This is a genomic window from Trueperaceae bacterium (genome assembly GCA_019454765.1).
Classification (GTDB): Bacteria; Deinococcota; Deinococci; order Deinococcales; family Trueperaceae; genus JAAYYF01.
Map to the genome: position 1 here is coordinate 1,634 of JACFNR010000055.1, position 10,607 is coordinate 12,240.

Consider the following 10,607-nt stretch of genomic DNA (forward strand, 5'->3'; position numbering starts at 1 on the left):
AGGTGGTCCGCCAGGCACTCGATGGCGTCGTACTGGTGCACGAGCCCCGTGGGGGTGACCAGCTGCGCGGTGAAGCGGAGGTCGACGACCGTCATGTTGCAGTACGGGCAGACGTCGACCCCGAACCGCGGCTCCCTCGGCTCCGCCCACGCCGCCGAGCCCCCCAGCAGGAGCGCCGCGAGCCCGACCCCGGAGCGGCGCAGGAACTCGCGCCGCTCGAGGGTGACGGACTTGCCGCGCCAGGGGTCAGAGGCCAAGGTGCCTCACCAGCAGCGGCACGAGGTTGCCGATCGGGAGGGGCGCCAGGTCCATCAGCTCGTCCTCGCGGTGGAGGTGGGCGCGGCCCAGCTCGGGATGGCCGTGGAGGTGACCGGCGGCAGCCTCGGCGTCCGGGAACGCCCCCAGGCGCGCCCTCATCGACACGCTCAGGTTCTCGGCCCACAGGAAGACGGCGGCGCGCCCCAGGAGCAACTCGTCTGCCGTGGCCGGTGGGTCGGCGAGGTTGGCGACGTAGAAGGTGGCGCCGTGCCCGTCGGTCAGGCCCAGCACGTAGGCGTGGTTGAAGAGGCAACCGAGCGATTCGTAGTGGTAGGCGCCCTCCCCCGCGGCTTCGGCCTGTGCCAGTCGGACCTGCCCGTACGTGCGTTCGCGGAAACCAGGCCCCACCGAGGCGTCGGGGGGCGTGGCGATGGTCATGCCGCAGAAGGCGCACGTCCCGGTGTCCCAGGGGATCGCGGCGGGGGGCAGCACGTCGGGTCCGACGCCGCCGGCGGCGCCCGCAGCCATGGGGCCGTGCTGCATGCCCGGGCCGTGCCCCATGCCGGGGCCGTGCTGCGCGCCCTGGCCGGGCATCTGGGCGGCGGCGAGCCGCAGGGAGAACGGCGCGGCCACGGAGGCCAGCGCCAGGCGCTTGATGAAGGTTCGTCTGTCGGTGGGCACGGTGCTCACTCGCTCCCGTTCTCGGTCGGCGGAGGCCTCTGAGCCCTCGCCGCGCGTTGGAAGGTGGGGCCGTGAGGAGCGCCGCGCGCTCCTCGGGCTAAGGAGTGGAGAGCGCCGCGCGCGGTGGGGCTCGCGCCGGCGTGTGCCGTAGCGGCGCGGCGCGGGGGGCCGCGGGCCGCGGCGTGACGACCTCGGCCGTGACGACCCTGACCTCGACAGGCCGGGTGGTCGGCGGCGGTGGGGGCGCGGGGAGGGAGAGCACCGTGGGCGTGCCGCGGTTCTGCTCGGGCATGGGGCAGTCTTCCGAGTGCTCCATCGGTGGGTCGTAGGCGAGCGAGCGCGAGGCGGCCACGGGCAACGCCACGGCCATGACCAGCGCCGCCAACAGCCGCCACGCTCCGCGCTGGGCGCGCGGGCGTAGGGACCTGGGCGAGCGGCTCACGCGCCGCCCTGCGGGGGCATGAGGCCGCTGAGGGTGGCGCCCGACCGACGCCGGACCCGCCAGCCGCTCGGGAGCGGGCCGACCACGCCCCCCTCCCGGACGACCTCGTACTCGAAGAGGTCGACCACCGGCAGTCGCCCCTGCACGCGCCCGAAGCTCATGAGCAGCGCCTCGTCGGCGAGCGCCTCGACCTCCTCGGGCCGGTGCGCGCTCACGACCAAGGTGCCGCCGGCGGCGACGTGCGCGCGCGCCCAGGCGGCGAGGCGCGCGAGGCCGTCCTCGTCCAGCGCCGAGGCGGGCTCGTCGAGCAGCCACAGCCGCGGCTCGTCCATCAGGGCGGCCGCCAGCGCGAGCCTCTGGGTCATGCCGCCCGACAGGGCGCCCACGCGGCGGTCGAGGACGCCCGTCAACCCCATGCGGTCGGCGGCGGCGTGCGCGGCCGCGGTAGGGCACCGTTTCGCTTGGACCGCGGCGGCGAGGATCTCACCGGCCCGCAGGTGCGGCGGGAAGACGATGCGTTGCGGCACGTAGGCGCGGAGCGGGGCGACCGCCACGCTCCTGGGGTCGTGCCCGTAGACGCGCACCGTCCCGCGGGGCGCCCTGAGGCCGCCGGTGAGGAGGTTGAGGAGCGTCGACTTGCCCGCCCCGTTGGCGCCGATGAGGGCCAGGGAGCCGCGGAGCAGCTCGAGGTCGATGGCGTGCAGCCGGCGCCCGTAGCTCGCGCCACGCACCGCCACCGCGGGGAGCGGCGACCTCATGCCGGCGCCGCCGGGAGACCGCGCGGCCGGGCGAGGAGCAGCCCGGCGGCGACGAGCGTGGCCGCCCCGAGGACGCCCGCCACTGACCCGGCGGGGTGGGCGGTGGACCCGGGCGGGCGCGGACCGCCGCTCCAGGAGGGGTAGGTGCGCGGCGTCGGGTCGGCGAGGGTCATGAGCCTCACGGCGGGCACGGTGGCCTCGATGCTCTCCCACAAGACGACGCCGGGGCTCAACGCGTAGAGCGACAGGTCGGGTTGGCGGGAGGCCAGCATGGCGTACGACGAGCTGGGCACGTGTGGCACGTCGACGACGCCGTCGCCGTCGCGGTCTAGGCGGGGCGCGCCCTCGAAGGCGTTGCCAATGAGCTCGACGCTCGCGTCGTCGTCGTCGACCGCCACGTCGCTCACGTTGCCCGTGAAGACGTTGTCGTGGAGCCGCACGGCGCTCGTGCCACCGAAGCGGCTGCGCTGGACGAGCACGCCGAAGCCGCCGTCCGTGAACAGGTTGCGCTCCAGCGTGACGTCGGGCGCCGAGACGACGAGCGCACCGATGGTGTTGCCGGCGAAGGTGTTGCCGGCCACCACGGCGTCCTTGACCTCGAGGGCGAGCAGCCCGAACGACAGCGGGCCGACGTGGCCCTCGAAGGTGTTGCCCGTCGCCCTCAGGCCGCGCCCGTACATTGCGGCGGAGCCGACGGCGCCGCCGCGCACGACGTTCCCCGCCAGGGTGGTGTTGGCGCTGTACATGCTGTGGAGCGCGTAGCGGGCTGCGGTCACGAACTCGCTGCCGACCACCGCCGCGTCGTCGGCGCCCTCGAGGTAGATGCCGTCGAGGAACCCCCGTACCGTGGAGTCTTCCAGGCGGAAACGGGCGCTAGCGAACACGGTCAGGCCCGGGGCGCCACTACCGCCGTCGAGTCGGGCGCCGCTGACGATCACCCCGTCCGAGTCCTCCACGCGCAGGCCGGTCGGGGCGCCGGTCACGCTCACGCCCGCCACGCGGCAGTCGTGGCAGCCCACGAGCCAGAGGCCCGCGTCGGGGGCGTAGAGGTCCTCCTCCGGGCCGGCCCCGGCGACCGTCAGGCCGCTCACGCGGATGCCGGGCGCCGCCAGGACGAGGGTGCTGCCCGCGGCGCCGCCCAGGAGCGTGGCGCCGGCGCCTTCGATGACGACCCCCTCGGCCTCGACGGTCCACGGCCCCCGGTAGGTGCCGGGCGCGAGGATCACTCTGGCGCCGGCGGTCAGGGTCGGTAGCTCGTCACCTGGAGCGAGGGTCAGGATGGGGGCGGCGAGGGCGCCGGCCCCGAGCCAGGTCGCGACGACCGCGGTGACCGCGGACGCGGCGAGCACCCGGCCGGCGGCCGGAAGCCGTCGACGCCGCCCCGAGGGCACGCTCCGCCCGCTCCGCGTCACGGCTCGATGCTACCCGAGGGTCAGAGGGACCGGTGTCCCGGGACCGCGGGGTCGGGCGGGGACGGTGCGGTGCCGAACACGGCGAGCCGGCGCCCCACCATGGGGCGCCGGCTCGCCAGTCGCCGACTCGTCGTCAGCGGGGTCTGTTGATCACTCCGCGGGCGGCGTGAGCAGGTTGGCGTAGATGCGGTAGGCGCCCGGCACGTTGTTCTCGATCTCAGTGTGCAGGACGAGGCTCGTGTAGGTGTAGCGACCCTTGCCGACGTTGGCGGTGAGCATGGAGCCGAGGAACGGCAGCTCGTCCCAGGTGTCGGGCCACTGCTTGTCGGTCACGCTGAAGAGCGGCGTGTAGCGCTCGTCCCACTTCTGGGCGAAGTAGAGACCGCGCTCCTTGACCCAGCCGTCGAAGTCGGCCTGGGTGAGGACGTTCGGGGTGGTCATGATCGGGTTCTCGGGGTCGAGGAACTCGACCGCCCCGTCGGCGGCCGTCACGCGCGAGAGGAGCGAGACGCGGCCGAGCTCGATGGGGTAGGGCGGCACGCTCTCCGGGTCCCACGCGTCGGCGGGGCGGTGGTACTGGACGAGCAGGTTGCCGCCGTCCTCCACCCACTGCATAAGGCGCTCGTTGGCCGCGAACAGGTCGGGGCGGGCGCGGTAGGCGTAGATGCCCACGGCGATCGAGTCGTACTGGCTCAGGTCGCCGGTGGTGAGGTCGTCCTGGGTGAGCAGGTCGACGTTCATGCCGATCTGGCGCAGGCCCTGGTAGACGACGTCGGAGCCGCCGTCGACGTAGCCGACGCGCAGGGCGGGGTCGAAGGCGACCTCGAGGGCCTTGACGTTGGCGCCCGCCGGGCTCACCAGGTAGGTCTTGCCGGTGTGCTCGTAGTTGATGACGCGCGTGTAGCTGGTGCTGGCCGCTTCGCCGTCGGCGCGGACGCTGAAGTCGAAGGAGCCCTCGGTGAGGCCTTCGGCCGGGAGGAGGGTGAAGGTGGCGCCGCGGGCGTCGCCCTTGCGGTTGAAGCTGAGGGCGACGGAGGCGGGCTCGACCGTCCAGCCCTCGGGGGCGTCGACGGTGAGGACCGTCTCGGCGGGACCGTCGACGTAGTTGACGGCGGCGACGCTCATGGTGAGGTCGGCGGGGCTGAGGAGGTTGTAGACGAGGTTCTCGGGGGTCACGCGCAGCGAGACGTCGGGCAGGACGCCGATGATCTCGCGCGAGTCGACGGTCACCGTGAACGGCACGCCGTCGACCTCGTAGCTGATCACGCCGTACACGTCGCCGTTGGCGCGCTGCGGGCTCACGTTGCGGCGGTACGGGTTGTAGTAGGGCGCGTCGGCCGGGACGGTGACCACGAAGGTCTGCTTGGCGGTCTCGCCGTTGGCGAGCGTGGCGGGTTCGACGGCCTCCACGGCCTCGACGGTCCAGCCCTCGGGGGCCACGACGTCGAAGCGCACGTTCTCGGCGGTCACGTCGCCGCCGAGGTAGGCGCTGACGGTCACCTCGGTGGAGCCGCCGCGCACCAGCTCGGGGTTCTTGGCCACCAGGCGGGTGACGAGCGAGAGGGCCTGGCGGCTGGCGTTCTGCAGCTCGACTTCCTTGCGCGCGAGGCGGAAGTCGACGTCGCTGGCCACGGCGGCGTCCTCGTTGCCGGCGGCGAGGGCGGCGCGGGCGGCGCGCACGGTGGCGAGGGCCACGGTGAGGTCGCCCTGGACGGCGGTGAAGTTCGGGAAGGCCGCGAGGGCGCGGTCGATGGCGGCCTGGCTGTCGGTCAGGAGCTGCGCCAGCTTGGCGTCGGCCACGGTGGCGGCGAGGTCACCGACGGTGTAGGGGATGCCGGCGAAGAGCGAGGTGTCGGTCTCCGCGTCGGTCACGAACGACTGCACGAGGTGCAGGTTCGAGTTGGTGGAGCGCTCGTCGGCCCAGCTGCCCATGTCCTGGCTGCGGTGGTAGGCGCGCGACTGCTGACCGAGCTGCTCGTAGGTGGCGCCGAGGACCTGGTCGTAGCCGCCGGTCGGGATGGTGAGGGTCGTCTCGAGCTCGAAGTCGGCCTGACCGCTCCCCTTGCCGCTTGGCAGGTAGAACTTGGCGGCCTGCCACGGCTCGAGGCCCATCTCGAGGTGCTCGGGGAACGCCTCGGGGTCGGCCGCGAGGGCGAAGGCCTGCTCGGCGGCGTACGCCATGGCGCGGTGGTTGCCGTGCTGCCCGAAGACGTTCTGGAAGTTGGTGAAGATGACGTCGGGGCGGCTCTGGCGGATGGCGCGCACGAGCTTCTCCATCATCACGTCCTCGCCCCAGATCTCGAGGGTCTCGACGGCGGACTTGGAGAAGCGGAAGTCGTAGATGGGGTCGTCGAAGCTCTCGCTGAGGAAGAACAGCTCGACGTTGAAGGCGGCGCTGGCCTGCTCCATCTCGCGGCTGCGGAGGACGCCGAGGGCCTGGCGGTACTCGGTGCCGATGGAGTTCTGGCCGCCCTCGCCGCGGTTGGCGGTGACGGTGACGCTGCGCACGCCCTCGCCGAGCGAGAGGAGCGCGATCTGGCTGGAGCGTTCGTCGTCGGGGTGGGCGCCGACGGTCATGAACGACGCGACGGACTTGAGCGGCGTGAGGGCCTCGTACAGGTCGACGATGCCGCGGTGCATCTCCTGCTCGAGGACGCGGGCGTCGGTGCGGCTCTGGGCCGAGCCGAACGCCACGAGGAGCGCCAGGAGCGAAACGGCCACCGCGCGTAGAAGGTTGTTGGGCTTCACTTGCATCAGGTAACTGCCTCCGTGGGTGTTCATGGTGGGTCCGGGATGTCCCCGGGCCAGCCCCTTGGGGCGCCGCCGGCTGCCTCGAGCCGGTCCCGCGCCCGCCGACCGTCGCCGGTTCGGGCTCTAGCCGTGGCCTACGCCTTGTCGTGCGCTCTTACGAACCATCACCTCCGCGGCCCTGTTGGTGGTCGACGGCAGTCGGGAAGTTCTCGCCGACGACGGTGTCTCGAACTACGAAACAGCTTTCTTAATGGGGTTTCTAAATATCCCTCTAGAAGGCTACGGGAGGCGAGGCGAGGCTGTCAACCGAGGGTCACGGTCGACCGGTACACAGGCCGTGCGGGCGCGGCGCCGCCGCCCCGACCCACCTAGCGAACCAGGCCGGACGGCGCCCACTCCCTCGTGAGCAGCTCCGTCACGTCGTCATCGGAGCGCGCCTGCAGCCAGGTGCCGCCGTGGCGCACTAACGAAGCCTCGAGCTCGGCCCGCCACGCCGTGAGCGCGCGCCCGTACTCGGCCAGGACCGCCGGCGTCAGGACCACGCTCGCCTCCGCGCTCGACTCCGCGTCCTCCAGCGTCACCGCCCCCGCGCCCAGAGCGCGCGGGTCGAGCTCCTCCGGCGCCAGGACCTGCACGCCCACCACCTCCTGCTTGGCGGCGCGCAGGACGCCAAGGCCGGCCGCGGCGCCGGCGAACAGCCAGTCGCTCACCACGACGCAGAGTCCCGGCCGCGGCAGCCGCGCCGCCAGCGCCCGGGCGACGTCCCCGAACTCCGCCGCGCCGGCTGGCGCGAGGGCCGCCAGCCAACTGAACAGCAGGGGAGCGGCGCGCACGCCGGCGCCTCGGGGACCCCACTCGAGCCCCCGCCCCGTGAACGCCACCAGCCTCACGCGGTCGTTGCCCGCCAGCCCCGCGTAGGCGAGCGCCGCCGCCACCTTGCGCGCCGCCACGGACTTGTCGGGCGCGCCGTGCGCCATCGAAGCGCTCATGTCGACCACCACCGTCACGGCCAGCTGCTCGAGCACGTCCCCCTCGCGCACGTGCAGCTCGCCGGTGCGCGCCTCCAGGAACGGATCCACCCGCCTCAGGTCGTCGCCCGGCCGGTAGGGCCGGTGCTCGGCGAACTCGAGGCCGGGACCCAGCGTGCGCGAGCGGTGCTCCCCGACCCCGCCGGCGGTGCCCGCCCGCGGGACGTGCAACCGGCAGCGGGCCAGGCGCTGCAGCAGCCGCGGCGGCGGCGTCACGTCGACCACGAGCCTAGCCGTCGGCGACGGTCCGCTCGAACACCCGCTCGAGCAGGCGCTCGGCGTCGACGTTCGGATCGGCCGCGCCCTCGAAGTTCAGCTGGAAGCGGTGGCGCAGGGTGGGCCGCAGCATGGCGCGCAGGTCGTCGACGGCCACGTTGAAGCGCCCCTGCAGCAGCGCGTGCGCCTTGGCCGCGAGCAAGAGGGCCTGACCGCCGCGCGGGCTCACGCCGAAGCGCACGAACCGCCTCACCTCCGCGCTCGCGCTCTCCCCCTCCGGGTGAGTGGCCAGCAGGAAGCGCGCCACCGCCCGCCGCACGTGCGACGCCACGGGCACCTCGCGCACCAGCCTCTGGAAGGCGAGGACGTCGTCGGGAGAGACCACCCGCTCCGGCTCCGCCAGCCCGTCCCCCGTCGTGCGGTCGAGGATGGCGTCCAGCACCTCCTCGCCGGGCAGCGGCATGACGATCTTGATGAGGAAGCGGTCGAGCTGCGCCTCCGGCAACACGTACGTCCCCTCCAGCTCGATGGGGTTCTGCGTGGCCAGCACGAAGAAGGGTGAAGGGAGCGGCAGGCTCTTGCCGGCGGCCGTGACGGTGTGCTCCTGCATGGCCTCGAGCAGCGCCGACTGCGTCTTGGGGGTCGCGCGGTTGATCTCGTCGGCCAGGAGGAGCTGAGTGAAGATGGGGCCGGGCTGGAACTCGAGGCGCCCGCCGCCGAGCTCGTCGCGCACGAGCACCATTGTGCCCGTCACGTCGGCCGGCATGAGGTCGGGCGTGAACTGCACCCGCGCGAACCCGAGTCCCGCCGCCACCGACACGGTGCGCACCAGGAGCGTCTTGCCGAGGCCGGGCGCCCCCTCGAGCAGCACGTGGCCGCCCGCTACGAGGGCGATGAGGAGCTGGTCGACGACGTCGTCCTGGCCGAGGACGACCCGCCCGATCTCGCGCCTCAGGCGCTGCAGGCCCGCGAGGGCGCGCTCCAGCGCCGCCACGTCGCCCGCGGCGGGGGTGGTCGGCTCGGGGCGGTCGGCCGTGGCGAGGGGGTCGGTTCCGGTTCGGGTCACGATCTTCCATCCTTCCGCCTGACGCTCAGGCGCGGCAACAGGTCCGGGGCGTAACGCAGGGTGAGTTCGAGCAGCAGGAGCGCCAGCGCGGCGAGGGTGGCGGCGGGCCAGGCGGGCGCGCGGTGCCAGCGCCACGCGCTCACCGGCCCCACCGCGGCGAGGTCGGCCACCACCGCCCCGCCGGAGGCGCGCGCCACGGCCGTTAGCCGCGCCGGGTCCGCGCGGGAGCGGTCGAGCCGGGCGAGGTACGGGACGTGCAGGCGCGCCGCGGCGTCGCCCGCGCTTACGCGGTAGGTCCCGACCTGCGTCAGGTAAGCGGTCGCCAGGTAGGCGCCGGGCGCAACCTGCAGCGCGTCGAGCCGCCGCGTGGTGCCGTCCGGTAGCTCCAGTACGACGGCGCCGGAGCTCGCCTCGACGCGCAGCTCGTCGCCGTCGCGCGTCAGCCGCACGGCCGGCGCCGCCTCGACGGGGGCGGTCGCCAGCTGCCTGACGAGGTGCGCCCACATGCCGGCGTAGCCCCCCTCGGCGAGCCACGCCGCGGTCCAGGGCCCGGCCGCGTGCGCCGTGAACGCCACCACCTCGCCCGCCCCGTGACGCCAGCTTGCCAGCAGCGGCATGGTCTCCCCCTTCTCGTCGGTGACCGACAGGTGCAGCCGCGCGTCCGGCTTGAGCGAGGTCGGCACGTAGCCGGCCACCGGCGGCAGCTCGTCGGGCCAGGCGCGCAGGAAGGGCGCGCGCCGGTCCGCCCAGGCGGGCGCCGCGTCGGCCTCGGCGGTGAGCTCGCCCGACTGCAGGAGCACCTCGTGCGTCATGATCCGCGGCAGCGCCGCGAAATCGCGGCTGGCGTGGAAGGCGCCCCCACCCAGGCGCGCCACCTCGCGCAGCTGCTCGGCGTCGGCCTCGGGCCCGATGGCGATGGTAGAGACCGTGACGCCGCGCCCGCGCAGCGCCGCCAGGATCCCCGGGAAGTCGCCGGGCTGCGACAGCCCGTCGCTCATGACGATCACGTGAGCGGTGGCCGCTCCGGCGTCGGCGAGCTCGTCGTAGGCGGCCACCAGGGCCGGGTAGAGGTTGGTGCCGCCGCGCGGGTCCAGCTCGGTGATCGCGGCCCGGAAGGCCGCGTCGTCGGCGGCCGGCCCCAGCGGCACGAGGGTGCGGGCGGTCGAGTCGAACACGATGAGGGCGCTCCTCGCCCCCTCGGGTAGCAGCTCGTGGGCGCTGATGGCCGCGGCCTTGGCGATGTCGAGACGCACCTGGTCGCCCGCGTACTGCCGCATGCTGTTCGAGCGGTCGAGCACGAACGCGATGGCAAGCTCTGGCGCCTCGCGCGGCACGAGGCTCGAGGTCGGCGAGAGGCGCTCGAGGGGCGTCTCGTAGTAGCCGCCAGGGCCGAAGGCGTTCTCGCCGCCCAGCAGCAGGAGCGGCACGCCCAGGTCGCGGACGGCCGCCTCGAGCGCCACCTGCTGGCCGGTGCCCAGCGCCGCGGCGGGCACGTTCGCGAGGACGACGGCGCCGTGAGCGGCGAGCGCCGCCGGGTCGGCGGGCAGCGCGCTCGGTGGCGAGGCCGTGACGTCAAGACCCTGGGCGGCGAGCGCCCCGGCGAACAGGTCGGCCCAAACGCCTGCCTCGCTCACCAGCAGGACGCCCGGCGCCGAGCCCACCACTACGTCGACGCCCGCGCGGTCGTTGCGGGCCTCCTCGTCGCCCGGCAGGGTCACCGCCACGTCGTACCGGAACTCGCCCGCGGCCTCCTCGGTGACCTCGACGCTCACCCGGTTGCGGCCGGGCGCGAGGGCCACGGCGCGCTCGGCTACGAGCACGCCGTTCCTGAAGGTGGCGAGGGTGGCCGCCTTGAGGACGCCCGCCTCCGGCGGGGTCGCCTCCGGCGGGGTCGCCTCCGCCGGGGTCGCCTCCGACGGGGTCGTCACCGGCGCGGCCGTGGGCGCGCCCGCCAGGTAGACGTCGGCGTGCAGCGCGAAGCGGTCGCCCGCCAGC

The 10,607-nt window shown here is 74.1% G+C and carries 9 protein-coding genes; all 9 read right to left on the reverse strand.

Features of this window, described 5'->3' with window-relative positions; all coding sequences use genetic code 11:
• A partial coding sequence (locus H3C53_12090; protein ID MBW7917404.1) for a twin-arginine translocation signal domain-containing protein occupies positions 1–257 on the reverse strand: 257 nt, incomplete at its 3' end.
• Positions 247–948 carry a Tat pathway signal protein gene (locus H3C53_12095; protein ID MBW7917405.1) on the reverse strand — a complete coding sequence of 234 codons (702 nt, stop codon included), beginning with the start codon at positions 946–948 and terminating at the stop codon, positions 247–249. The genes H3C53_12090 and H3C53_12095, both read right to left, overlap by 11 nt.
• An 88-nt stretch (positions 949–1,036) precedes the next feature.
• Positions 1,037–1,324: a hypothetical protein gene (locus H3C53_12100; GenBank protein MBW7917406.1), complete on the reverse strand. Its 288-nt coding sequence runs from the start codon at positions 1,322–1,324 to the stop codon at positions 1,037–1,039.
• Between the two features lie 53 nt (positions 1,325–1,377).
• Complete coding sequence (locus tag H3C53_12105; protein ID MBW7917407.1) at positions 1,378–2,139, reverse strand: ATP-binding cassette domain-containing protein; 762 nt, start codon at positions 2,137–2,139, stop codon at positions 1,378–1,380.
• Positions 2,136–3,551, reverse strand: coding sequence for a right-handed parallel beta-helix repeat-containing protein (locus H3C53_12110; protein ID MBW7917408.1), 1,416 nt, complete (start codon positions 3,549–3,551; stop codon positions 2,136–2,138). Before H3C53_12110 ends, H3C53_12105 begins: the two co-directional genes overlap by 4 nt.
• A gap of 150 nt (positions 3,552–3,701) precedes the next feature.
• The gene (locus H3C53_12115) at positions 3,702–6,305 is read right to left on the reverse strand and encodes a PIG-L family deacetylase (protein ID MBW7917409.1); all 2,604 of its coding nucleotides are present in this window, start codon (positions 6,303–6,305) and stop codon (positions 3,702–3,704) included.
• Between the two features lie 365 nt (positions 6,306–6,670).
• Positions 6,671–7,546: a DUF58 domain-containing protein gene (locus H3C53_12120; protein MBW7917410.1), complete on the reverse strand. Its 876-nt coding sequence runs from the start codon at positions 7,544–7,546 to the stop codon at positions 6,671–6,673.
• 13 nt (positions 7,547–7,559) lie between these two features.
• A complete protein-coding gene (locus tag H3C53_12125; protein ID MBW7917411.1) occupies positions 7,560–8,540 on the reverse strand; it encodes an AAA family ATPase in 981 nt (326 codons plus the stop codon).
• Positions 8,541–8,608: 68 nt separating this feature from the next.
• Positions 8,609–10,607: VWA domain-containing protein (locus tag H3C53_12130; GenBank protein ID MBW7917412.1), on the reverse strand; the 1,999-nt coding region annotated here is incomplete at its 5' end.